The sequence below is a fragment of the Polynucleobacter meluiroseus genome (assembly GCF_900205755.1).
Lineage (GTDB): Bacteria > Pseudomonadota > Gammaproteobacteria > Burkholderiales > Burkholderiaceae > Polynucleobacter > Polynucleobacter meluiroseus.
In genome coordinates this window covers 1-23,177 of the sequence record NZ_OANS01000002.1, presented here as the reverse complement: position 1 = coordinate 23,177, position 23,177 = coordinate 1, and the positions used below count along the sequence as shown (strand labels likewise).

General features: G+C 43.7%; 25 protein-coding genes. 4 read left to right on the top strand and 21 right to left on the bottom strand.

Translation table 11 applies throughout. The features are described 5' to 3' along the window. Position 1 precedes the first annotated feature (1 nt). Genes fliI through fliF form a run of 4 tightly spaced genes read right to left on the bottom strand, consistent with a single transcriptional unit; the run spans position 2 to position 4,737 of the window. Positions 2–1,459 (bottom strand): flagellar protein export ATPase FliI, encoded by a 1,458-nt coding sequence (gene fliI, locus CP950_RS03305; protein ID WP_096672462.1) that lies wholly within the window; start codon positions 1,457–1,459, stop codon positions 2–4. Further along, entirely contained in the window at positions 1,456–2,103 is a 648-nt protein-coding gene (locus CP950_RS03300; protein WP_096672461.1) for a FliH/SctL family protein, read from the bottom strand. Before CP950_RS03300 ends, fliI begins: the two co-directional genes overlap by 4 nt. A gap of 1 nt (position 2,104) precedes the next feature. After that, complete coding sequence (gene fliG / locus CP950_RS03295; RefSeq protein WP_096672460.1) at positions 2,105–3,115, bottom strand: flagellar motor switch protein FliG; 1,011 nt, start codon at positions 3,113–3,115, stop codon at positions 2,105–2,107. Further along, entirely contained in the window at positions 3,115–4,737 is a 1,623-nt protein-coding gene (gene fliF, locus CP950_RS03290) for a flagellar basal-body MS-ring/collar protein FliF (RefSeq protein ID WP_096672459.1), read from the bottom strand. The genes fliG and fliF overlap by 1 nt, the downstream gene beginning before the upstream one ends. 252 nt (positions 4,738–4,989) lie before the next feature. Here fliF and fliE point away from each other — a divergent pair, with 252 nt between their 5' ends. After that, entirely contained in the window at positions 4,990–5,370 is a 381-nt protein-coding gene (gene fliE / locus CP950_RS03285) for a flagellar hook-basal body complex protein FliE (RefSeq protein ID WP_096672458.1), read from the top strand. Between the two features lie 28 nt (positions 5,371–5,398). Here fliE and CP950_RS03280 read toward each other — a convergent pair whose 3' ends face one another. The 14 genes from CP950_RS03280 to CP950_RS03215 form a co-directional block, all read right to left on the bottom strand. Next, positions 5,399–5,713 carry a hypothetical protein gene (locus CP950_RS03280; RefSeq protein WP_096672457.1) on the bottom strand — a complete coding sequence of 105 codons (315 nt, stop codon included), beginning with the start codon at positions 5,711–5,713 and terminating at the stop codon, positions 5,399–5,401. 94 nt (positions 5,714–5,807) lie between these two features. Beyond that, on the bottom strand, positions 5,808–6,074 hold the full coding sequence (locus tag CP950_RS03275) for an EscU/YscU/HrcU family type III secretion system export apparatus switch protein (protein ID WP_096672456.1): 267 nt from the start codon (positions 6,072–6,074) through the stop codon (positions 5,808–5,810). After that, positions 6,067–6,972: a flagellar hook-length control protein FliK gene (fliK, locus tag CP950_RS03270; RefSeq protein WP_096672455.1), complete on the bottom strand. Its 906-nt coding sequence runs from the start codon at positions 6,970–6,972 to the stop codon at positions 6,067–6,069. The genes CP950_RS03275 and fliK overlap by 8 nt, the downstream gene beginning before the upstream one ends. 11 nt (positions 6,973–6,983) lie before the next feature. Beyond that, positions 6,984–7,268 carry a flagellar protein FliT gene (locus CP950_RS03265; protein ID WP_207760197.1) on the bottom strand — a complete coding sequence of 95 codons (285 nt, stop codon included), beginning with the start codon at positions 7,266–7,268 and terminating at the stop codon, positions 6,984–6,986. 186 nt (positions 7,269–7,454) lie between these two features. Then, entirely contained in the window at positions 7,455–8,096 is a 642-nt protein-coding gene (locus CP950_RS03260; protein WP_336437093.1) for a response regulator transcription factor, read from the bottom strand. An 87-nt stretch (positions 8,097–8,183) separates the two neighbouring features. Beyond that, complete coding sequence (locus CP950_RS03255; protein ID WP_096672452.1) at positions 8,184–9,485, bottom strand: EAL and HDOD domain-containing protein; 1,302 nt, start codon at positions 9,483–9,485, stop codon at positions 8,184–8,186. Positions 9,486–9,661: 176 nt separating this feature from the next. Continuing rightward, the gene (locus tag CP950_RS03250; RefSeq protein ID WP_096672451.1) at positions 9,662–10,048 is read right to left on the bottom strand and encodes a hypothetical protein; all 387 of its coding nucleotides are present in this window, start codon (positions 10,046–10,048) and stop codon (positions 9,662–9,664) included. A 184-nt stretch (positions 10,049–10,232) separates the two neighbouring features. Then, entirely contained in the window at positions 10,233–10,439 is a 207-nt protein-coding gene (locus CP950_RS03245) for a hypothetical protein (RefSeq protein WP_133092080.1), read from the bottom strand. A gap of 26 nt (positions 10,440–10,465) precedes the next feature. Further along, a complete protein-coding gene (locus CP950_RS03240; RefSeq protein ID WP_096672449.1) occupies positions 10,466–10,831 on the bottom strand; it encodes a hypothetical protein in 366 nt (121 codons plus the stop codon). A gap of 58 nt (positions 10,832–10,889) precedes the next feature. After that, a complete protein-coding gene (locus tag CP950_RS03235; protein WP_165766405.1) occupies positions 10,890–11,936 on the bottom strand; it encodes a fumarylacetoacetate hydrolase family protein in 1,047 nt (348 codons plus the stop codon). Positions 11,937–12,009: 73 nt separating this feature from the next. Then, a complete protein-coding gene (locus CP950_RS03230; RefSeq protein ID WP_096672448.1) occupies positions 12,010–13,626 on the bottom strand; it encodes an EAL and HDOD domain-containing protein in 1,617 nt (538 codons plus the stop codon). A gap of 51 nt (positions 13,627–13,677) precedes the next feature. Next, a complete protein-coding gene (locus CP950_RS03225) occupies positions 13,678–14,133 on the bottom strand; it encodes a CBS domain-containing protein (protein WP_096672447.1) in 456 nt (151 codons plus the stop codon). 236 nt (positions 14,134–14,369) lie between these two features. Next, positions 14,370–15,440: a L,D-transpeptidase family protein gene (locus tag CP950_RS03220; protein WP_096672446.1), complete on the bottom strand. Its 1,071-nt coding sequence runs from the start codon at positions 15,438–15,440 to the stop codon at positions 14,370–14,372. Continuing rightward, a complete protein-coding gene (locus CP950_RS03215; RefSeq protein WP_165766404.1) occupies positions 15,424–16,527 on the bottom strand; it encodes a tetratricopeptide repeat protein in 1,104 nt (367 codons plus the stop codon). Before CP950_RS03215 ends, CP950_RS03220 begins: the two co-directional genes overlap by 17 nt. 235 nt (positions 16,528–16,762) lie before the next feature. Between CP950_RS03215 and CP950_RS03210 the strand changes: the two genes are divergently transcribed. Further along, positions 16,763–17,566: an SPOR domain-containing protein gene (locus tag CP950_RS03210; protein WP_165766403.1), complete on the top strand. Its 804-nt coding sequence runs from the start codon at positions 16,763–16,765 to the stop codon at positions 17,564–17,566. A 107-nt stretch (positions 17,567–17,673) separates the two neighbouring features. Then, positions 17,674–18,639, top strand: coding sequence for a M23 family metallopeptidase (locus CP950_RS03205; protein ID WP_096672443.1), 966 nt, complete (start codon positions 17,674–17,676; stop codon positions 18,637–18,639). Here CP950_RS03205 and CP950_RS03200 read toward each other — a convergent pair. Then, a complete protein-coding gene (locus tag CP950_RS03200; RefSeq protein ID WP_096672442.1) occupies positions 18,636–19,100 on the bottom strand; it encodes a bactofilin family protein in 465 nt (154 codons plus the stop codon). The two genes, CP950_RS03205 and CP950_RS03200, sit on opposite strands and share 4 nt — an antisense overlap. Before the next feature lie 9 nt (positions 19,101–19,109). Then, positions 19,110–19,979 carry a nucleotide-binding protein gene (locus tag CP950_RS03195; RefSeq protein WP_096672441.1) on the bottom strand — a complete coding sequence of 290 codons (870 nt, stop codon included), beginning with the start codon at positions 19,977–19,979 and terminating at the stop codon, positions 19,110–19,112. A 1,314-nt stretch (positions 19,980–21,293) separates the two neighbouring features. Here CP950_RS03195 and CP950_RS03180 point away from each other — a divergent pair. After that, complete coding sequence (locus CP950_RS03180; RefSeq protein WP_096673049.1) at positions 21,294–22,622, top strand: carbohydrate porin; 1,329 nt, start codon at positions 21,294–21,296, stop codon at positions 22,620–22,622. Positions 22,623–22,829: 207 nt separating this feature from the next. Here the strand turns inward: CP950_RS03180 and CP950_RS09925 are convergent. Continuing rightward, positions 22,830–23,177 (bottom strand): DUF6803 family protein (locus CP950_RS09925; RefSeq protein ID WP_207760196.1); only part of this gene is annotated, 348 nt, incomplete at its 5' end.

The window sequence follows — 23,177 nt, the reverse complement described above, 5'->3', positions numbered from 1 at the left end:
ATTAACCTTGCTGCGTAATAATCTGATTAAGCTGCTCGATACTTTCTTGGGTGTTGCACTGTGTCGCAAAATCTTGTTGCAAGAAGTTTTCAATACTTATACGTTTCTGAATCGCCTCATCCAAAACAGCATCTGCTCCAGGGACATAAGCACCTACATTAATCAGATCTTGGTTGCGACTGTATTTAGAGCTGAGCTGTTTGAGCTTGCGAGCCGATTGCTGATGCTGAGTATCCACAATACTATGCATCACCCGGCTAATCGACTGCTCAATATCAATCGCTGGATAGTGGCCTGCTTCCGCTAGAGTTCTATCCAGCACAATATGACCATCCAAAATGGCTCGTGCTGAATCAGCAATCGGATCTTGCTGATCATCGCCCTCGGTTAAAACAGTATAAAAGGCAGTAATCGATCCACCGCCGACATCACTGTTACCTGCACGCTCTACCAACTTGGGTAGTTTTGCAAACACTGAAGGCGGATAACCCTTGGTTGCGGGTGGCTCACCTAGAGCTAAAGCAATTTCACGTTGCGCCATAGCAAAACGGGTTAACGAATCCATAATAAGTAAGACATGCTTACCTTGACTGCGGAAGTGTTCCGCAATCGTAGCTGAATAATTAGCGCCTTGTAAACGCATCAAAGGCGATGCATCTGCAGGGGCTGCAACCACTACTGAACGCGCTAGACCAACCTCTCCCAAAATGTGTTCAATAAATTCCTTGACCTCGCGACCACGCTCACCAATCAAACCGACCACGATGACATCAGCATCGGTATAGCGAGCCATCATTCCAAGCAGGACACTTTTACCCACACCAGAGCCCGCAAATAGACCCATCCTTTGACCACGCCCTACTGTGAGCAGACTGTTAATGGCCTTCACACCAACATCCAAAATCGTATCAATGGGTGCGCGCTTTAAAGGATTGATTGGTTCAGATTGCAAAGGAGCAAAATGATCTGCTTGCAGGGGGCCTAAATCATCTAAGGGCACGCCTCCTGCATCGAGAACACGCCCCAGCAGATGATCTCCGACAGGTAAACGGGTAACCCGACTTTCATTCTGTGGGGAATCATCATTGTGATCAAACGGCTTATGAAATTGTGAAGTGCGAATAGGCATTGACTTCAAAATAACTTTAGCAGATGGAGCAATTCCTTCAATACTACTTTGGGGCATCAAAAAAAGGCGCCCATGATCAAAGCCAACCACCTCAGCCTCAACCTGCTGTCCGTCACCCATTGGAATCACACAAACACTCCCAATGGGTAAATATATTCCGCCAGCCTCGATTACTAAACCCGTCACTTTTGTAACGCGTCCAGCAACTTCAACATTATCTACAGTGGAAACTGCACTAGAACAATGACGTAAGTAGTTATTGAGAAGCCCATCTAGATTCAGGTGGGATTGACCAATGCCGAGCAAATCTGTTTGGTTGACAACAGTCATGATTTTTCTGCCAGCCAATCATGATTTTGACCCAAAGAATCACAAATTAGACGCCAGCGGTTCTCATGCGTGGCGTCTACAGTATTACCAGATGTTTCGATGATGCAAGAGCCACGTTCAATGCAAATATCTTCCTCTATTTGCCAATGATTTAATTCTGCTTGGAGATATTTCTGCACAATCTGTACATCTTCAGGATTTAACCTCAGATGGAGTGGCCCTTCGCTATCAATGAGGCTATTAGTGGCCTGTCGCAAAATAGGGAGGATTGCCTCTTGATTAATCTTAAGATGCTCTTTAAGCATTGCTTTGGCGATATCGAGAGATAGCGCTAATACGTCTTCACACAAGACCTTACTTTTTTCCTTGGCAGTATTAGAAAATCCGTTCATGAGATTTTTCAAATCGGCTTGTTCAACTGCCAATTTTTCATTTGCCATATTCATGCCGGCTTCGTGACCACTTTTCATACCTCGGTCATAGCCATCCAAATAGGCTTTATCTAAGATTTCTTTAATTTTCTCAGGAGAGAAGCTAATAGACTGTGAAGTACTAGACTCCGGCTTCACTGCGGGCTTAGTCGGAATGAGATCAGTAAAAAAAGATTCGCCTATTGCTTTAGGCCAAGCACGAGAAGTTTCCATATTAGAGGTAATCCTCACCACCTCCGGCACCCGGCAACATCACCGAGCCATCCTCAATTAAGCCCCTGACCACAATCAGGATTTCTTTTTGTTGCGCTTCAACTTCAGAGAGTTTTACAGGGCCTTTGTTTTCTAAGTCATCGCGCATCATATCGGCTGCACGAGAAGACATATTCTTGAAGATTTTTTCACGCAATTCAGCACTTGCACCTTTGAGGGCTGTAACTAATGCATCTGATTGAACATCGCGCAAGATGGTCTGGATTCCGCGGTCATCAATATTGATAATGTCGTCAAATGTGAACATTTCATCGTTAATCTTTTCTGCAATTTCAATGTCGTATTCTTTGATGCGATCCATTAGAACTTGTTGTGGAGCTTGGCCTATATAGTTCATGATGTCTGCAGCGGCACGAATACCACCAATTTGTTTTTTAGTGGAAGTCTGTGCCCCACTCAATAATCGGGCAAGTACCACATTTAATTCTTGGAGCGCTTGAGGCTTAACTTCCTCTAGGGTAGCTACCCGCAACATTGTATCTTTGCGCAAGTCTTCATTGAACAAGGTCAAAATTTGTGAGGCCTGCTCTGGCTCAAGATGCACCAAAATCGTGGCAATAATTTGTGGATGCTCATAACGAATTATATCGGCGACAGCTGTGGCATCCATCCACTTCAAGTTATCAATACCTTCAGAGTCTTTATTCTCTAAGATACGCTCAAATAAGCCGGAAGCGGTTTCTTGGCCTAAGGCCTGGGTTAGAACATTCCGAGTAAATGAATCAGTATCAATATTAAGAGATGCGCCCTCACCGGCATAACTAAAGAAATCACGTAAGGTGTCAGCTACTGTAGCCTGCTCAACCCTGCGCAGAGTTGTCATGACAGCACTCAGCTTTTGCACGTCTCGTGGCGAGACGTGTTTCATCACTTGAGATGCACCCTCTTCTCCGAGAGCCAGCATCAAAATAGCGGCTTTAAGAACACTGCTCTCGTTTGGATTTGTTGCCATTAGCTATTTCCCACCCAACCAGCAACCACGTCAGCTACTACTTTTGGATTTTCCTTGGCCAAAGCCTGAACGGCCTTGAGGTCCTTTTGATACGGAGTTAATTTTGGTATAGGTCTGCCATTTTCGTCAAGATTATCGTCAAATTCAGCAGGAGCCTCATCTGGCGCCAGTAAATTGGCCAACATCGGTTTGATTGCCTTACGATACATCACAAATAGCACGATCAAGCCTAGAACAATTTGACCAATATTCTTAGCCATTTCAATATTAACCGGGTCTTTCCAGATTGGTAATTCAGATACATCAGCTTCTTTAACTGGGGTAAACGGTGTATTCACCACGCTTACGCTATCACCCCTAGCTTCATTAAAACCCATAGCTTGTTTAGCTAAATCCATAATTTGCTGTTTTTCAGCATCGTTTAAAGGACGTGTCGTTGGTTTACCTTCAGCATCAACGTCAGCTTTATTGTTGACTACGATTGCTACTGAAAGACGCTTCACTCCGCCCATCGATTTTTGGGTAAACAAAATCGTTTTATCAATTTCATAATTCGTAATCGAATTTCTTTGCGTGCTCATCGGATTTTGAGCAGCGCCAGCTGCACCAGCAGCACCTGCACCAGCAGCAGCCCCGCCTGGAGCAGCATTGTTAGTTGTATTTAAAGGTGCAGTTGCATTTGCAGGGGGTTGATTACTCAATGCACCTGGTACGCCACCATTGTTTGAGCCTGAAGGCACAATAGACTCATTAGTCTGCAAGCTACGAATGACAGCAACTTCAGGCTTTTGATTTGGCTTGTAAATTTCATTAGCCTCTTCAGTGTTTGAAAAATCGATTTCTACATTAGCCTCGGCGCGCACATTCTTCTCTCCTACGATTGGAGTAATGATTGCCTGAATTCGCGACACAATATTTTTTTGCAAATCTTCAACATATTTGAGTTGATTTGCATCTAAAGTTTTAGAGCCGCCCTTGTTTACGTCTGAAAGCAAGCTACCATTTTGATCAAGGATATCAACATTGCTAAGGCCTAAATTTGGCACGCTACTAGAAATCAAATGGGCTATTGCACTTACTTGATGTTGATCTAGAGTGCGGCCTTGCATTAATTTCACTAAAACCGATGCCGTTGGTTTTTGCGCATCACGAACAAATACTGATGATTTAGGTATTGCCAGATGCACTCGAGCGCCTTCTACTCCAGAGATCGATTGAATACTACGTTCTAGCTCACCCTCTAAGGCGCGTTGAAAGTTCACCTGCTCTACAAATTGAGAAACTCCAAATTTTTGATTTTCAAGAAGTTCAAAACCCACATTACCGCCCCTAGGTAAGCCCATAGCAGCTAATTTAAGTCGGGTCTGATACACCAAATCTGCTGGTACCAGAATGGAGGAGCCGCCATCAGCTAATTTATAAGGAATATTTTGCTGTTCCAAAACAGCAACAATGGCCCCGCCATCCTTATCATTGAAATTGGAGAACACGACCTTGTATTTAGGTCCCTGACTCCAGATCCAAAAGACCGCCATCACGGCAACAACCGCAGCGATCCCTGCTGATAGAAGCACTTTTTTACTAGTGCCCTGCAAATTTAAGCGCGCTAACAAGCTTTCCATAGCAATTTTCCCAGCTAATTAGTGATATGAAAAGGCAGATTGAAGATCACTCTGGAAACTGATAAGATCGGTTTTTTGCATGATTTCTCCAATACGCCCTAAATAAATATGATGTTTAACCGTCATTATGAATAGGGAAATTTCATTTCAATTGAAGGAATAAGGCCTTTTTTTCCTTCTTATTGCCAAAACTGCTGCTGTTCTTTGCTGATACATTACTTCCATTGTTCAGTTTCAGTGAGGAGTTCCATCATGAGTGTCGGCGCTATAGATTCAGGGCGTATTCAAGCAATGTTGGCCCAATTAAAGGCTGCGTCTTCTGCCGCCCCCGCAAACCTTGCTGCACCAATTCAGGGTCTAGATGGCATTAAAGGTATCACCAACGGGGATGGCCCTAAAACTGCCCCTTCGATTGATTTTGCAACTGCCCTGAGGTCATCACTTGATCAAGTAAACCAACACCAGGCTAAAGCGGTAGAACTGGGGAAAAACTTTGCCTTAGGCGATGACAGCGTCAACCTCTCCGATGTCATGGTGGCCACACAAAAAGCGAGCCTGTCATTTCAAGCCACTGTACAGGTTCGTAATAAGCTCGTATCTGCTTATCACGACATTATGAATATGCAGGTCTAGCGCTCAATCACAACCGCAATAGTGATAATTAGCTAGTAATTTTTTGCTGGGTTACTTCAATCAACTCAGAATGTGAGTATTTGGAACCCACAACGTCGCCCACTAGGTAGACAATCACATCCACTGCAAAGTTTCGTAACTGCGCCCTGCTGGTAAAAGTTTTACCCATGGCTAATAAAGCCAACACCTCCTTAGGATTCACTGATCTGAGCTTGGGGTGTAAAGAATTACACATCTCCATCATGTGCACTAGGGCTTCGCCCGCATTTGCATTTTGCATAAAATGCGCGTTATAAGCAGCGCTCATTTCCAAAATGAGCGTACTTTCAATAGAAACTGACATATTTTCAATTCATGCAATAAAGGTTTGAGACTCAATGACTTACTTAGCTAACGATATTTCAGCAATCCACTGCATTACTGTATCAGGTCATTGCCTAGGCCTGCTTTTCTAGCTGATAAAGCCAAGCCAATATTTCTGCTACGGCTTGGTATAAAGCAGGGGGAATATTCTCATCAAGATCGACCTGCATGAGCAAGCCTACCAGGTCCTTAGATTCATGGATATAAATATGATGCTCTTTAGCCTTGGCAATAATTTGCTCAGCTACAAGGCCCTTACCGCTAGCTAATACCTTTGGTGCAAATTCGCCTTGCTCATATGTCAAGGCTACTGCTTGCTGCAAAATCTTGGCCTTATCCATGGGTAATGACCTCCATTGCTTTGAGCTCTTGGCCATTAGCGTTAAAGGTACTTTTAAGATCTGAGATTTCTTGTCTAAAGAGATTTTCAGTCTGGGGCTTTTCAGCCTTCAGCTGAACATTTAACGCATTGCCACGCAGGGTCAAGCGCGCCTGCACTTTACCCAACTGGGGTAAATCCAATTCAATCACACTGACGATCGCCTTATTAGTATTGTCATCATGGGGCAATGAGGAAGATTGCTCCTGTTCATATGCTACCTGCCAATCCATTAGTTGGCCTGGCCAGACGTTTCCATTCCAGCGGATGGTTTGATTTTCTAAGGCATCTAACTGTTTATTAACGATTTGCGAAGCATTGAAATTAGGGCGATTTTGAGGCTCTTTCATCAAAGCATTTAAAGGCCATTTGCCTTTAGCAAAGTTAGCCAAATGCGATTCATAGAAGAGCCCGCTCATCACGATAGCGTTTTGTAATTGAGCCGCAGTAAGCTGAGAGTTTTGGGGGTTTTGTAGCATAGGAGGCAGCAAACTCTCGACCTTTGAGAGCTGTCCTTGTAACTGCGCTTCATCTTGCAATTGGGCAATCAACAAACTCGTACCGCTCAAAATGACATTTTCAAACGCGGATTGATTGGCACCCGCACTTAATAAGAGAAAGGTAGGGTTTGGATCGCTGCCGAGAAAGCGAAAATGCAGCACATCTCCGACTGCAAAATTATTGCCCAGCTTCATACCAAACACTTGGTCACCAATTTGCACTTCCGCTATTCCAGCAGGATCAAAGGAGATAATTTTTCCGACATACTCCAAGCCAACCCTTAAGGAAGCCTGACTAGACTGCCCTATTCCCGCTGGAGCGACCGTTGGATTGATACCACCAATCGGATTCGTGGGCATACTCTATCTACTTATTTCTTGAAAGACTGACCACTCATGATGTCTGACAAGCGCAACATCCAAGGCTGCATTAAATCCATAATTTCTTTATCGTTTGAGAGGATGGTTTTGAGGCAAGCAATTTTTCGCTCAAGGGCTTCAGGCGTTAGGGGAGCTTGCTCGCCATGTACCGGAATTTGATGAATATAACCCTGACATAGAATTTCTAATTTACCGTAGCCATCCCAATCTTTTTGACGAGCAGCTTGTAGCATCTGCTGACTGATTTCAGTCACAGCTTCATATAGGGAGAGCATATCGCTATTGGGCATTAAATTTTGACTTGTAAAAGCGATTGCTGTGATCGTATGAAAACCTTGTTTATCCAATATAGATACTACAAAACTTTGAGCCCAAACAATTCCAACATAAGACCTGTAAAAGCGGTTTAACTAAATTAATTAAGTGGGCTTCTAGTAACTTTTATACTGCAAAGGCCTGAATTAAGCCAATAAATTGTTTTTAATCGCGTAATGCACTAATTCTGCGTTTGTTTTCATACCCATTTTTTTAAGCGTACGGGTACGGTACATACTGACAGTTTTAGGGGAAAGACTCAACTTTTCGGCAATGGCATTGACGGTAAGGCCGGTAGCGACCATCATCATAAACTGATGCTCACGATCAGATAGACATTGATGTGGATCAGCAGCAGTCTGGGCATCGCCAAAACGCTCTGCCAAAATTTCAGCAACGATTGGGCTGATATATTTTGCGCCAGTAGCAACTCGACGTATCGCCAAGACCAATTCCTGGGTGGACTCGCTTTTGGTAATGTAACCCAAGGCCCCCGCAGACAAGACCCGGGCGGCATATTGCGAAGGTGGGTGCATTGATAGAACCAGAATAGGCAACTTTTGATTATTGCGGCGAATAGATTTAATAACCTCAATGCCATTTCGGTCCTGCAAATCAATATCGAGCACCAAACAGTCGAGCTCAGGGTTATCTGCTAGCTTAATAGCCTCTTTACCAGACTTCGCCTCAGCCACTACCGCTATACCAGGGTGCGTATTGAGCACCTGAATGAGCCCCTCACGGATGATCGCATGATCATCTGCAAGTGCAATACGTAGGTGCTTCATTAATGTCATAAAAGCTGTCTCAATTTAGTTTTATGACATTCTAACGAAATCTATAGAATTGCCGAAAATGACAAATATACCCGTGAATCAGCCCTTCATCGAGCTCATTTGGCGATCAAGCTCGTTCGTCCAGGCAATAGCCTGAAGCTGCAAGTCTGTTAAGGACTGTGCAGAAATTCCCAAATGGCTTCTAGAGGCCTCCATACGGCTAAAGTCAGCCGCCTCAATGGCATCAGTCAAGACCAGCAGTTGACCCAAAATCCCTTCGTGGTGCAAGAGGGCATTTTGTAAATGTTCTGCAAGATGAATGTGCTTGAGGACTTCTTCCATAGTTTGGCCAGTCACCTTATGCGCCAAAGAAAGGAGTCCCACTACAAAAGCCTGGTCACTTAATCCAGGCTGAGTGATATCTTCATGCTGCGAGAGGAGCTCAATTAAGCGGGCACGGTTTACCACTCGGCGCTGCAGCTCTGAAGTAGCTGCATTACCAGCCTCCGTATAAATTAACAGCAGCATCCATTGCAAGAGTTGCTTTTGCCCTAAAGTAACTAATGCCTGACGTACAGAACTAATCTGTAAATGCCCTGCCACACCAACGGAATTTACCAAACGAAACAGGCCTAATGTGAGATCAGGATTAGCCTTAAAAAGAGGCTCTAAAGTCGCAATACCCTCATCTTTAAATAGCAGTCCTACAATCTTCATAAGACTCACCTGCAATGCTTGCGGTTTTTTACTGCGCATCACCAAAGGCTGGGAAAAATAAGGGCCGCTAAATAAGCTAAAGCCCTGCGCTTTACAAGCTGCTAAATCTTCGCCTGTCTTAACTTGCGTTGCCCAAAAAATCGGCTTTGCCAATAAGCGAACACGCTCAATTAAACGTAGAATATCTTCTGGAGAAGTTGTTTTTAAATTTACTTTAATAATGTCAATTAAAGGCAAAATAGAATCAACACCCTCTACCGCCCCCTTTGATTCTGCTGCGTCGCCCAAACTAGAATCTACTAATGCAATCCGAAAACCAGTCGTTTTTAACTCTTGCAAACGTTTAAGCATTTCTGAGTTTAAGGAAACGTCAGGCATGATCTCGAGAATGATGCGCTGAGCAGGAAGAATCTCTAAGGTATTGCTCATGAGCAACTTCTCAGTCACATGAATAAAACCATCAGCAGAACCAAGCACTCCCTCTAAACCAAAATGACTCATCGAATTGACGATCACCTGGGTGCTAGTTGCTAAATCATCAGGACGCCCTTCATCCACGCTTTCACGGGAACGAAAGAGCATTTCATAAGCCATCACCCTACCCGAACTATCGAATACGGAATTGCGCGCAAGAAAAATTTCGGAGGTACTTAAATCCGCAGAAGACGCAGTTGTCGCAATCATATGATCCTTGTTTAAAGGGGCCCCAGTCAGCAAATGGACGGACTTTGGCTATCCTGATAAATAAGCTACCACTTTAGGGGAGTGAGGGGATTTTCAAATTGAAGAATAAAGCGACTTTTTGGCCTTATTCTCAAAATTCCAGGCCTAATCTGAAGCTAAGCCCGATGAGCTTACTATTAAACCTTGATATTGACCAAGGTGCCTGTACCGGAAGCAGCCATTAGTTGAATTGGCATAGGGTCTTTTTTGGCGCCAGGCGCTTTTTCAGTAGGGTTATATTGATCTGTTTGGCCAGTTTTTCTGTACTCATCCAAAGCCAAAGATGCGGACTTGATTTCATCAGAACGGCTTGTTTTAATTGAATTATCAATTTTCTCAAAGAGGGCATCAGGGCTAACGCCACCGCCAACACCACGCAACTCAATTAAGGCCTGTTGAGCAGCAACCACATCACCATTACGCAAAGCAGAAGCCAAAGCGCCCAAGTAACCTTGGCGCGCCTGTGATTCGCTGGCTGATGAATAACTAGAAACAGCAGCAGATGGAGTTATTTGCATATTCATATAAGCTCCTTTAACCTGGCTATCCTTTCAAATCTTTGCAATGAAACCGTGAGGTTTCGACCCGGACCTACATAACTTACAAGCCCTCACCATCTTTAACGGCCCTCAAACTAAAAACTTGAGCCCAATTTCAAGAAATTCTGAATTTTATGATTAATAAATATTAAGCAATTGATTTAATTGACTATTTTTTTATATCTAACTTTCCTAGCTGAGCTGCAATATCCATAGATTCTTGGCTTGCATGCAAAATAGCTTGGATTTTTTTCTTGCTGGCATCTGAACCAGATTCACCAAGAGAGTGCATTAACAGCTCAGCATTTAAGCGAATAGCCAACAAAGGCTGACCCAAGTCATGCAAAAGGGCCTCCATTTGAGTTCTCTGGTCCATTACGCTGTCAATTTTTCCAGCTAAATCTAGTTACAGGTCTTTTTGTTGCCCTGCACCACACAATTTGAGCCGTTGGAATAAATGGTTCGATTGCCGTTTGAAACTGAACTACCGCCAGGAGAATAGTAAGTGGTGGTACCAACTTGGGTTTGGGTAGAGCCGTTTGGGCCATTCATCACAGTAACGGGCTGGTTGCTATTGGGAGCACCCGGAACATTGCCTGCGTCATATGGAACTACGACATAGTTGTTATTGTTACCGTAGCCGTTATTCCCATTATTGCCGCCACGACCAATATCTCTGGCCCCTGCCCCACCAATTTCAGCGGCAAAGCCAGAGGAAGAAATCATGATTAGAGCCACTGGGGCTAGTAAAAGTTTGAGCTTCATCATCCTTATTCCTTTAGATAAACCTAGACCTCTATCCTACTCTCGAACCTGGCTTTGGTCTCTATCCCAAAGTAAATTTAAGCTCTCCAAGTTTTTCCACAACACTAGTAACCACATCGCCTTTTTTCAGCCAAACTTGCTGATCTTTAGGCATATTCGCAATAACGCCCTGGGGAGTGCCGGTGAAAACAATATCGCCTGGCTCAAGCGCCCAGTAGGTGCTGATATAAGCAAGCAGCTTTTGGACATTATGAATAAAGTCTGAAGTATTGGAGTTCTGCCGCATTTCACCGTTTACAAAGGTCTGTATTTGTAAGTTATTTGGGTCACCTACCAAATCAGCGGTCACAAAATGGGGGCCAATGGGTGCGTATTGATCTAGCGTTTTACCAATCATCCATTGCCCACCTGGAAGATCAAGTTGCAAATCACGTGAGGTAAAGTCATTTGCAGTGCAATAGCCAGCAACGTAATTAAGGGCTTCAGACTCAGGAATATTGCGGCCTTTTTTTCCAACCACCACTAAGAGCTCGGTCTCGTAATCCAGCTTATAAGAAACATCGGGTGGTGGGATTTCAAGAACGCAATGATGGGCTGCCAGACTGTTGTCATACTTATTAAACAAGGCAGGAACCGCTGGCTTAGCTACCCCAACCTCTTCTGCATATTGTCGATAATTGATTCCAACACAAATAATTTTTCCAGGATTCTTAAAAAGCCTGCCATACCGAATCTTCGATTCTGTTAAGTAGGGCACCCCGGACTTATCAGCACCAGCCAAGACTTTATTAAATGCAGTGGCGTTCCCCTCTTGTAGCAGTTGATCCAAAGTGTAAGGCGCGGCAATATTCAGCTTCTTAGCAACCGCACGAATATCGATCACCCCTTTTGGGCTGATGACACCCATCGTCTCAGAACCATCACTATTTTTAATGGAGAGGATCTTGGTGTTTTTAACCATGATGTGGGGACCGCTGTAGGCCTCTTGCTCTTTGGCAAACTTAAATCTGCGCGCAGCAGCATCAGAAGAAAATCCCAAAGTTGAGGCTGCCACAATACCCATTCCAGATAAAGAAAAGGTCTTTATAAAGTGGCGACGTGCACTCATATTTGCTCCAGCTTGATTAGTGATTTTGATAGTTTAACGGCTAATTAAGTCACTAATTTAATAACTTAGTTAGTTACTCATCAACCGGAGCTTCTGCCTGTTCCCAAACATCTTCATCCGGAGCCAATTGAGTTTGGGCAACGAATGTTTTAATAGCTAGAAGAGAATCTTGGGCAACATCATCCAAGGTAAGCAATCCCAATTCTCCTGAGCACAGCTGCTGGCATTTTTGTAAATCACCAATTTCAGCAGCTTCAGCAAGAGTTAGCAAACCGCCCAAAACCCCACTTCGATCGGCAATGGCATCCACAACCACACCAGGTAAATTGAATTTAGATAGGATATCTCGGCTAGACTCGTCGAAGAGATTGTCAATCAAGGATAAACCGCCGACTAAGAATGCCAAATCGCTAGAGCCCAAGCCCGCTCCAGCAGGTAATTTGCCAGATGCCAATTCCATAAAGAAAGCTCTGACACAAACCAATTGAAGCAAAGGAGTCGACTCTAGTGAGACCTTAGCCTTACTATCTGCATATAACAATAATTGAGTCCAACGAGTAATACGTTTGACCCCAGAAATCACCGCCGCATCTCGAATATTTTCTGGCTTGGCTCGCTTTCTGCCAGCATCCACTTCCGCAATCACCATTAAATGCTTTGCTACGACTGGGTTCAACTCAATCTCATCGACAAGTTCGTGTAATTCGGGCGATGAAAGCAATAAAGTAAGCAGCTTTAATATTTTGCGATAGTCATCGCCGCGATGCAATGAAAGTTCTGGATCAGGCTTAATAAAATAGAAGCCTTCGTAAGCATCAAAACCCAAGTCACGGGCCTTATAGAAATCTTCTGGGCTCTCTACATGGGTTGCAATCATTTTCATTACAGCACCATCATCGCCAGTCTTTGCGCCCTTCTTCGCAGAAGACTTGGTATCTCTTGGTAAAGGAGTGGCTTTACAGAATTCGATCAGACTTGCCGCATTCTCAACTTGGTGAATATCAAGTTTGACATAACGAAACTTCGGCAAGATATCTTCAAGGCCATCAAACACTTCTGTCAAACCAGTAAGTACAAATTTGTACCCGATGTTCGCTAGCTTTTCGAGCTTTTCTATAATCTCTGGCACCTTAGGCTCATCAGAAGCATCAGGATTTTTGACATCTTTCTTGCTATCCTCTAGATCCTCATCCTCAGAAGCTTCCTTTTGAATTGCCTCCAGGATCTCAGCTAAATCCAATTGCAAAGGAAACTTCACGGCAGGAATACCGCGAAGCTCATCTCCCAATTGATGAGGGTGGATTTTGATAAAGCCAAGATGCTGGCCAAGTGACTGAGCTACACCTTTTGTCTTGAGTGCATAAAGCATCTCACTAAGCGTGACTTCTTTGACTTCATTACCATCGTCATCCCGCAAATTGGCATCCGTAATTTCATCAGGATAAGTGACTTCTGCCTTAGGATCTTCTGCTAGACGCTTAGCAATTTGAGCCAAGACCGCATTGCGTTCGTTAATTCTTTTGGCTTTGAGAGTGGTTCCAGGACGGAAGAAAAGTTCATAACCAATGATGGCTTGGTCACGATCAATAATTAGTTCGCGCCCTAGATAGGAATTTTCCGGGGCTACTTTTTCAGGCTCCCTGGGAGTCTGAACAGGAGTGGGCTGAGTTTTTTTACCAAAGAGTGCCATTTATTTTCTTACTAAAAAGAATTCCCTTCTAGAGAAGTATGTTGAGTGGTTTTAGGTATCCGCATTTTGCGAGCTATCCCATTGTTTAATGTAACGTTCTAAAAATTTGATCTGGCCAGTTCTGTGTTCGAGGGTATCTTTCACCACATCCCCAACAGAAATCACCCCTCTAACCACACCCCCATCTACTACAGGGAGGTGACGAATTCTTTTAGAAATCATGATTTGCATACAGTCACGCAAATCATCTTCATAGCCAACGGAGATTGGATTAGCAGTCATTACATCTTTGACTAATATTTCTTTAGCACTTAGACCAGGAAGTAGCACTTTAATAGCGCAGTCCCCTTGAGAAATAATTCCTACCAACTTTTCTGAATCAATTACCAACACAGAGCGAACCAAATTGTAGCGCATGAGCTCTAATACCTTTACTACATAATCAGAGGACTGAACTGAAATGAGAGTATTCGATTTGTTGGCCAAGCAATTTTTTACTAATGGCATACGATGCTTATCCTTTTATATCTGGAGAGCAATATCAGCGCTGGAACACCCAACAAGTAACAATATTGGTCATTGGTAGATTCTATCTAAGCTATAGTCTTTTTAACATAAAATCAAGCACAACTTGATATAAGGCTATCTTAGCCCCATCAGCATGAATTTATATCAATATTAGGGAAAATCCTAAATACGTTGGGGCGCTTCAAATGCAGTTTTTATAGGCTGCTTATATTTTATTAAGTACGGCTTTTGAACTTTAAGGTCCAGCTATTGCCGTTTTTATCCCAATATTCTCTATAGACTGGGGAGCCCTCTGCCTGACCGATCGGCTGATCAATCACCAGGGTGGATGTTGACTCTGGGGCATAAATTGCCTCAGGCGGTCTAGAAGTTTTTATCTTTAGGCTTTCGGCCCTAAATGCAGCGATTTCGTTGCTGACCTGAGCTGAACGCGCATTCCAATCAGATTTCTTTAGCCATTGAACTGAAGGAGCCACACTCACATGGATTTGGCGTTTTTTAGCTAACTCAATAATTTCTCGGACATCATCGTTGGCAAAAGCAAGGCATCCATCAGAGGCCTTAGGGGCTCTACTGTAAGTGTTTTTGGGCACACCATGCAACCAAATTCCTGAACCGCTAATGTCTAACTTCTTATCGAGCGCATTTGGGAAGCTTAATTCCAGTGCACCAGCCCCAAAGATCGACCTTAATTGCTGCTTAGGGATCTGCATCGTGACAGAGTAGACACCTAAGGGCGACTTAAGATCACCCTCTTTTTTCTTGCCCACACCTAATTTACCGATAGTGACGAAATAATCTTTCTCCCAGACAGGGTCGCCATCTTTATTGCGCAAAAGATAAGCGCGAGAAATGGATGCATCAACCAAAATGACATCTGCATTCTTAGGCATTTTCAGAACCTGGGCTGGACGAAGATCTGTCAAATTAGGGATAACGGAATTTCTTAACTGAAGCTCCGATAATAAATTTTGAGGGGCTTCAACATCCCGTACCTCGCTCATAGACTTATTGGCAATTGCTCCGCCGGTAAGTGCAGTTAGCAATTCAGCACGCATAAATGTTGCCAAACGGAAATTGGGATGCTCAACTTCAGACTTATTTAATAAGTCTAGGGCTTTGTCGAGATTACCATTACGAACCAATTCTTGAGTGGCCTGACGAACAGCGGTATCGCCATTTGCTAAACAAAGCATTGGGGCCGTTAAAAAGCTAGCGATCAATAAGGATTTCAAGCGCAATTGACGTGCTCCGCTATCAAAGTGATTGTTATTTATTAAATTCACGAGCAATCAACCAAGTTCCCTTGTCATTTACCCATTCCAAACACTTCACAGAATTTGTATTGACGTTTGCAGAGTTGTACTTCTGTCTAAAGGTAACAACAATCTTGCCCTTCGATTTAACCACTTTCGTGATGCTAATTTCAACATTGATAGCACCTGGTTTAGCGACCCTTTGCTTCCTTTGCTCATACCACTCTGAATAGGATAAGCCTTTGTCAGGCGAAAAACTCGGCGAGTAATACGCTAAATACGATTTCACGTTTTTACTGGACCATGCCTTAACCCATCCATTCATATTTGCAGTGATGGTTTCAAGCTCTTGCGGAGAAGGTGCAGCATCTTTCTCGACTGCTGCAACCTGAGCTGGTGGTACCTCTGTAACTGGGGTAGCTACAGGGTTTGTCTTGGGCGCCTGAGTAATGGGTGCTGGAGCTGCTGCCGTCACTGTGGGCGTTGGGGGTGCAGGCGCTTTGGGAGCCTGTGCAACGACTACCGGCTTATCCACCAAATCAGTACCGCCACTAGAGCCTGCAAATAGAATGGGTGGTGGAGCCAAATTTTTTTCATTTAAAGCTTTTGCATAGGCCTCAGCTGCCTGAGCTGAATAAATTTTGTGCAAACTTCTGAATGCAGGCGACGCAGTATTGAGGGATGTTTCTAAAACCTTGCGCGCCTGATCTTTTTTATCCATCCCCCACAAGGCAACTGCATAATTATTGGCCAATAGAAGATTTGTGCGGTCTTTTTCGTAATAAGGCTCTAAAAGATTAGCAGCCTCTTGCCAGCGCCCTAACATTAATAAAGCGGAAGCTTTCGTGTTGGCATAGTCAACCGGGGATAAATCCTTCTTAAGCGCATCCGCTTGCGCAAGGGCTGCTTTTGAATCGCCTTTTAAGAGAAGATTTTCTACAGGCTGTGGAGAGACATAAGCAAATGCAGGAGCAATGCTTACAAAAAACAATAAAAGGGCACCCTGAAAAGATTTCGTGAGTTTGTGCTCTAGGTACAATTTTCTAGGTAAGCGAATTTCAGTCAAAATGGATGGCATCAAGGGAAATGGGGCAAATAAATCCGCTAATTTTAGCATTTTTGCAAAAACTATCAATGCAAACAGTCTTTTAGAGCGCTCTGACCCAATCTGCCCCCTCATATAAGCCTTTAAATTTTTGCTCCATAAAGGGGCATTTTTAGTCACTTATTGTAAGAATTTCTCTGTCTTTTCAAAAGCCAGCAAGACGAGCATCATCGGTCAAGAACTACATTAAAATAGACTTTTTTTGATAACCTTGCAAATAAACTTAGCATCTAAGGCCCGCAATTACGTGAAATACCTTATCGCCATCCTCCTTTTATCCACACAATTGGTTTTTGCTCAAAATGCTGAGAGCGAGAAGCAAGGGGTTGTTGGGATTCGCTACACCAAAAACGCCGATGGAATGATCGTCATTAAGCATGTCGAGGACAACTCGCCAGCAGCGCAGGCAGGCATTCAAGTCAATGACATCATGATTAGCGTCGATGGATCAAGCCTTAAAGGAATGGATCCAGGCAATATTAAGAATATGCTTCGTGGCAAAGTTGGCAGCACTGCCGAGATCAAGCTAGAGAACCCTCAAACCAAGAATGAATATTCCGTTAGAGTAGTGCGCAAGATTGTCCGCTTTGGGGCTAATGATGGCTCAAAAGATTCACTTAACAAAACTACTGTAGTTGAGGCAAGCAATGCGGATAAAAGTGAGGCAGCCATCAAAGCGCCACCTCCTAAAGCTACCGTCAAGCCAACTGAAAAAATTCCAGCAACCACCACTCCATTGGCTGCAACAGCGACTGCAACACAAAATACCCCTACTTTTAACTCAGAGAAAGCCTCTGCAAACCCTTCCAGTGACTCCAAATACTTTGTTCAAACTGGGGCTTTTTTCACAAAAGAGATTGCTAATGATCAGGTTGCGGCCTTTAATCAAAAGGGCTATACAAGTTTTGTTGATCCTGCAAAAATTAATGGTAGCAATGTGTTCCGCGTGCGCATTGGGCCCTTGCCAACACAACTGAGTGCTGAAGCAATCTCTAAAAAACTCGCTAGCCAAGGCATTAGCGCCTCAATCATCGAGGCCTCGAAGAACTGAGCGTTTGTAATATGAAAACTACGTATCCATTTAAGACAATAGCGAGTGACGCTATAGCAAAGCAAGCAAGCTAAGCCCCTCCTTTATTTCAAACATCGAATTACATTATGCAAATCATCTGGATTTCAGGGGCAACCTCCCACTGTAGAAAATTTAATATTACCAAGACCCAGTTAACACGCTTTGCTGCTGCGCTCGGTATTCTGTTCATCATGCTTGGGAGCGCTGTTTATTTCTTGGGCTTTAGGGTCGCCATCAAATTTGATCCCGGCATGGCACGCGATATGGGTGGTGTCATTACCTCAGAAGAGCTTTATCACCTTGAAGACGAATATCGCGAAAAACTTGCCAAGCTCCAGGGCAACCTAAAGGCGATGGACCATAAAATTGACGCCCTAAGCAAGATTAACGAACAGTATGCTGCGCTAGCAACACCACTCCCTTTAAAGGAAAAGCGCAAAGATAAGGATAGCGAAGCGAGCGCAGGCAAAGGCGGCCCCTATCTACCCCTTCTCCCTTATCAAGTGAATTTTTACGAAAACGCTGGCCTTAGAGTTGATCTTAGTAAAACCCTAGAGACCACGGTGAGTCTTAATCAGAAAATACAATCCCTAAAAGAGGTTTGGCTTGAGAGGTATGAACGCTTAATTCCCCTGCCTACAAAACCACCCTTAGCCGCTGGCTATGGCTTAAGTAGCAATTTCGGCGCACGTATCGATCCGATCACCAACAATCCCGCCTTTCACCCTGGCATTGATTTCAATGCAAAACCCGGCACTCAAGTTTTGGCTGCAGGTAATGGCACCGTCATTAGGGCAAAGCAGGATCCAGAACTGGGAAACGTGATTGAAATAAAACATACTGAGGGCTTCACTAGTCTGTATGCTCATTGCCAAAAGCTACTAGTAAACCAAGGTGACATCGTCGTTCGCGGTCAACTCATTGCAGAGGTCGGTAATACTGGCCGCTCTACAGGGCCACATTTACATTTCAGCATTTATAAGAACGGCACACTACTCAACCCAATGGATGTCTTGGCTTTCACTAAGCCAGCAGCAGCTAAAGAGAACTAAGAAGAAATTCCTGCGTCTTGCTTGATCTTATTGATAGTATCTTGCAGTTGCGTAGCTGAGTCGGGGCTAGAGTTTGGCTCTGCCCTTTTCGAGATCATTTGACCATTGAGTGTGGCACCTGGCTCAATGCCGATGGTGTCATACGTTACATCCCCATGAACATTGGCGGTTGTATGCAATTCCACTCTTTCATGGGCATAAGTGTTTCCATTCACCATGCCAGCAACGAGAATTCGGAATGCAAAGATATCACCATGCACCTCACCACCTTTACCGATAGCTATGGTGATTCTTTGGCCAGCACGCTCCTCGATATTGCCGAAAATCTTGCCATCTACTCGCACACTTTCAGAAACAATTAAGGAGCCATGAAATTCCGTAGCGCTCCCAATGATGGTTCCAAAAGATTCAATCAGCGGTTCAGAAAACTTGTGTTCATTATTCTTTTTACCGAACATCATCGCACCTCGTTAATTTTGCTTGATCAGAAAGGCAGGAATTGATGAAGAATTATTATCAATCAACTCGCTAGACTTCAGTGCACGAGTTTGAGAACGAGCTTGCATGCCTAATAATTTTTTATTTTGACGGTAGCGATCTAATATCAAAATACCCTTACCTAAACCAGAATAAATGGCGCCCAATTTAGAAGCAGGTGCTTCACGCTCACGCTTTTTATCTAAAATCTGTTGGGCCACAAACTCCCCAAAGCGGCAAAAGTAATTTGAGATAGTGGCATTGCTGGAGACGCAGAAAAAATCTTCATAAACAAAGTTATCAATATCATTAGCACGCAATACAGGAGGGGTGACGTAACACATTTTCAGTGAAGCAAGATTTGTAGAAATACTGGTTTCTGCAAAATTCGTTTCAACTCTACTAGGAACTGCCATGATTGCTTGTTTATTTTTCGCAATAAAAGGTGTGTTGCGCAATACATATTCCAAAATAAATATTTCGGTACTAGCTAATTCAAATTTCGAAGTTGAAGTTGGAACCAAGATGACATCGAAATCATGCATGAAATTCTCTGCCATATTTGGCGTCCAAGTAAGGTCCGAAATGCTGACATCAAAACCTGTTGAAAATTTACGCAAAGAAGATCTGGCGCTCAATAGTGTCATGCCAGCACTTTGATAAGACATCTCAGCTCGAAAAGTCTCAATACCAATATTAGGAGCCTTTTTAATCCAGGCAGAAGATGAACTTTGCTCGTCGTAATCAATCAATGAAATTTTCAAGCCCTTTTGAAGAGCTAGGTATGCAGCAAGATTGGCGGCAATCGTGCTTTTACCAACCCCACCCTTACGGTTTGTGACGAGTACTTTTATTGTTTCCATGACAATCTCTTGCTCTGCTTTGCTGAAATAGGATATTTATCCTATTGCTATGCATCACAATTTGCAACAAATTTCATAAAAATTAAGGTATTGCAGATCACTCTTCAATTTAAAAACTAACATTAGGAAGGATAGCCGTTGGAAATGTCATCAATATCCTTACATTTATAGACTCAACAGGATGTTGACACAGTTAAAACAAATTAGCTTATATTGCCTCTGATAAAAGACTGTTCCTGCTGACTAATGGGGTCTACAAAATATATCTCATTAGAAATGGTGACGTTTGTACAGCACCTACAAGAGCTCTCCGGTGGCAAACCAGCAGGCTTCAAATTATGTATTGGACACCCCTGGGAATGGTTCGCCATCGTAAAGGCTATGATCAAGACACAAATTTATTTTTTTGCACCAAAGGCAATCTACTGTACAAAAGGTAAGGGCCCCCGATAGGAGGCCCTTATAGTTGGTGCGGCTGGCAGGAATTGAACCCACGACCCCTTGGTTCGTAGCCCATACGTTGGAGTGGCATAATATCTATATAAATCAATGAGTTACAGACTTGAAATTGTGCAATAGAATCGAGTGCTGATCGCTTGTAACCCCTTGTTTATATTGGTTTGGCATAAGTTCTATTGCACAAATTTAGAGTCGAATTTTCTCACCGCCTTCGAGTAAGTAATTGCCGGATTTAAGACTAATTTTCAGCTTCAATCTCGCCATTAATCTCTTCTATGAATCACAGGTGCGTTGGACTCCTTTGAGTCTCAAAGCGGTCTGTCGGCCTGCTTAATTAAGGATGACCGTGTCCGACCCAAAGCAGACATCAAACTAAAAAACCACCCGAAGATGGTTTTAGTATTTCTTGGTAGCCTAGGGCGGAATCGAACCACCGACACAAGGATTTTCAAATATCCTCCGATAGACCGCTTTCGCTTTGATTTCAAGGGCTTGAGTCACCAGTCTCGACTTGTCAAAAAATTGTGCGTCCTTGTGCTGGTCAAATTTGGCAATGAAATCAGAATCTTGCGAGGGGCAATTTTTCTGTGCGTACAGATTGTGTTGCCATACCCCACCAGTCAACGACCATAGTGTCTAGTAATGTCATTTAAAACGACATGGAATACCAACTTCTCCAATTGAGAGTCATTCTCAATTGTATGCTAAGATGAGAACAATTCTCATTAAGCATATTTGGCATTTCTGATGTTTTTCTCATTCAATACAAACCGCACAGCCTTTATAGGCCTAATTAGTGCCCTTTATTTGGGGGCTCTTTCTTGTACTGTAAGAGCAGAGGCGCCAGTTACTGACATGCCCACTGTTTTGGCTGAATCGCCCGTAAGTGACTCACCTAAGGTTGATAGCTCAGTTTCTGTAGAAGGCGAAACTGAGCAGTGGAGTGTTCATGGGCAATCCACTTATATCGTTCAACAGAAAAATAATTTCAAATCGCCTTACTACGGACAAAACAGCCTTCTCAATAAATCTGAAGGCGGTGGTGGCAAGAGCTACACATTAAGTGCTACAGCGTTCTTAGGGGCAAGACTTTGGGAAGGCGCTGAAGTTTATTGGAACCCAGAGATGTTCGAGGGAACACCTTTTAATGGACAGCTTCTTGGTCTGGGCGGATTTCAGAATGGTGAATTACAAAAGGGCGCATATGCTCCGCCTATTTACTACACGGCTCGCGCGTTTATTCGTCAAACCTTTGGCTTAGGCGGCGGCAAAGAGCATATTGATGGTGGGCCTAATCAGCTTGCGGGCAATCTCGATAAAAATAGAATCGTGGTGACCTACGGTAAGTTCGCAACATTAGATTTCTTTGATCAAAATAGTTATAGTCACGATCCTCGTACACAGTTTCAGAACTTTGCTCTTTTCTCTATGGGCGCCTATGGATATGCGGCTGATAGCAAAGGCTATACCTATGGTGTTGTAGCAGAGTGGTATCAAGACGACTGGATTTTGAAGGCGGCAAGATTAGCGATGCCAACTATTCCGAATACCGCCCAGCTTGACTACAGCATGAGCCAAGACTACGGCAATCAAATTGAATTAACTCATGAACATGAGCTATGGGGTAAGCCTGGCGCAGTAAGGGCCCTGTATTACCAACAACATGCCTATATGGGCAACTACCAAAATGCGATTAACCAGGCTCAGCAGTCTGGTGGCACTCCTGAGATAACTGGTGTGCGCAAAGCGGCACAGAGTTCGTGGGGCTATGGTTTCAATATTGAGCAGGCCATCAATGATTATGTTGGTGTCTTTGGTCGCTGGAGCTGGAATCCAGGCACAACCGAAGCGCAGACTGTAGACATCAGTAGATCACTATCGGGCGGTGTGAGCATCAAAGGCTCTAGTTGGTCGCGCCCCAAAGATACGGTAGGCATAGGTTATGCGGTCAATGGAATCTCTTCATCGCAGATTGCCTACCTTCAACAAGGCGGTATGGCGGCATTTATTGGTGATGGCGCACTTAGCTATAAGAAAGAACAAATATTGGAAACTTTTTATAGCGCAAAAGTTTACAAGGAGCTGTTCATATCTGCCGACTATCAACGCATTGCTAATCCCGCCTACAACTCAGCTCGTGGTCCAGTTAATTTCTTTGGCTTAAGAGCACATATAGAAATGTAATGTCGTTTTAAACGACATCGACTGACGCAGGGATGAATAGTCGATTTGTCCTTTTAAAGGACGGCTCTTGATGGAGGCATCCGAGACTAATGGTGGCTAAGCCTGCCAGCCATAAAAGAAAATAGCCCAACAAGTAGGCTATTGAGATTCTTGGTGGCCCGGGGCGGAATCGACCAGGGCCTAGGATGTCTAATCCACTTTAAATACTTACTTCATATGACCCTCATGGCTTGCTGGCATTTCATGATTCATCTCCATTGAATGCGGGGCTTGGTATCCCAATATCGCAGGATCAAGCATTCCTGAAATCATGGCGATGTGTCCAAATACCAAGAACAAGGCAACACAGAGCGCATGGATCCTTAACTTACCCATTTGATCTAGTGCTCGATTAACTAACCCTAGTTCTTGTAGGGCAATCCAAACTAATGGCAATCCTGCGATGACATAAGTGCTAACAGCGATTACATCAATCACTGTTCTCCACTCACCCGCTTTGGTAATAGGAATTACCGCATTAGTCATGATGTAGTAAATGATGCCGATAAAGTAAAG

Excerpts from the sequence above, each read along its gene's own strand:
- fliI (WP_096672462.1), bottom strand. The coding sequence starts at position 1,459 with ATGACTGTTGTCAACCAAACAGATTTGCTCGGCATTGGTCAATCCCAC.
- CP950_RS03300 (WP_096672461.1), bottom strand. The coding sequence starts at position 2,103 with ATGGAAACTTCTCGTGCTTGGCCTAAAGCAATAGGCGAATCTTTTTTT.
- fliG (WP_096672460.1), bottom strand. The coding sequence starts at position 3,115 with ATGGCAACAAATCCAAACGAGAGCAGTGTTCTTAAAGCCGCTATTTTG.
- fliF (WP_096672459.1), bottom strand. The coding sequence starts at position 4,737 with ATGGAAAGCTTGTTAGCGCGCTTAAATTTGCAGGGCACTAGTAAAAAA.
- fliE (WP_096672458.1), top strand. The coding sequence starts at position 4,990 with ATGAGTGTCGGCGCTATAGATTCAGGGCGTATTCAAGCAATGTTGGCC.
- CP950_RS03280 (WP_096672457.1), bottom strand. The coding sequence starts at position 5,713 with ATGTCAGTTTCTATTGAAAGTACGCTCATTTTGGAAATGAGCGCTGCT.
- CP950_RS03275 (WP_096672456.1), bottom strand. The coding sequence starts at position 6,074 with ATGGATAAGGCCAAGATTTTGCAGCAAGCAGTAGCCTTGACATATGAG.
- fliK (WP_096672455.1), bottom strand. The coding sequence starts at position 6,972 with ATGCCCACGAATCCGATTGGTGGTATCAATCCAACGGTCGCTCCAGCG.
- CP950_RS03265 (WP_207760197.1), bottom strand. The coding sequence starts at position 7,268 with ATGCTCTCCCTATATGAAGCTGTGACTGAAATCAGTCAGCAGATGCTA.
- CP950_RS03260 (WP_336437093.1), bottom strand. The coding sequence starts at position 8,096 with ATGAAGCACCTACGTATTGCACTTGCAGATGATCATGCGATCATCCGT.
- CP950_RS03255 (WP_096672452.1), bottom strand. The coding sequence starts at position 9,485 with ATGATTGCGACAACTGCGTCTTCTGCGGATTTAAGTACCTCCGAAATT.
- CP950_RS03250 (WP_096672451.1), bottom strand. The coding sequence starts at position 10,048 with ATGAATATGCAAATAACTCCATCTGCTGCTGTTTCTAGTTATTCATCA.
- CP950_RS03245 (WP_133092080.1), bottom strand. The coding sequence starts at position 10,439 with ATGGACCAGAGAACTCAAATGGAGGCCCTTTTGCATGACTTGGGTCAG.
- CP950_RS03240 (WP_096672449.1), bottom strand. The coding sequence starts at position 10,831 with ATGATGAAGCTCAAACTTTTACTAGCCCCAGTGGCTCTAATCATGATT.
- CP950_RS03235 (WP_165766405.1), bottom strand. The coding sequence starts at position 11,936 with ATGAGTGCACGTCGCCACTTTATAAAGACCTTTTCTTTATCTGGAATG.
- CP950_RS03230 (WP_096672448.1), bottom strand. The coding sequence starts at position 13,626 with ATGGCACTCTTTGGTAAAAAAACTCAGCCCACTCCTGTTCAGACTCCC.
- CP950_RS03225 (WP_096672447.1), bottom strand. The coding sequence starts at position 14,133 with ATGCCATTAGTAAAAAATTGCTTGGCCAACAAATCGAATACTCTCATT.
- CP950_RS03215 (WP_165766404.1), bottom strand. The coding sequence starts at position 16,527 with ATGCTAAAATTAGCGGATTTATTTGCCCCATTTCCCTTGATGCCATCC.
- CP950_RS03205 (WP_096672443.1), top strand. The coding sequence starts at position 17,674 with ATGCAAATCATCTGGATTTCAGGGGCAACCTCCCACTGTAGAAAATTT.
- CP950_RS03200 (WP_096672442.1), bottom strand. The coding sequence starts at position 19,100 with ATGATGTTCGGTAAAAAGAATAATGAACACAAGTTTTCTGAACCGCTG.
- CP950_RS03195 (WP_096672441.1), bottom strand. The coding sequence starts at position 19,979 with ATGGAAACAATAAAAGTACTCGTCACAAACCGTAAGGGTGGGGTTGGT.
- CP950_RS03180 (WP_096673049.1), top strand. The coding sequence starts at position 21,294 with ATGCCCACTGTTTTGGCTGAATCGCCCGTAAGTGACTCACCTAAGGTT.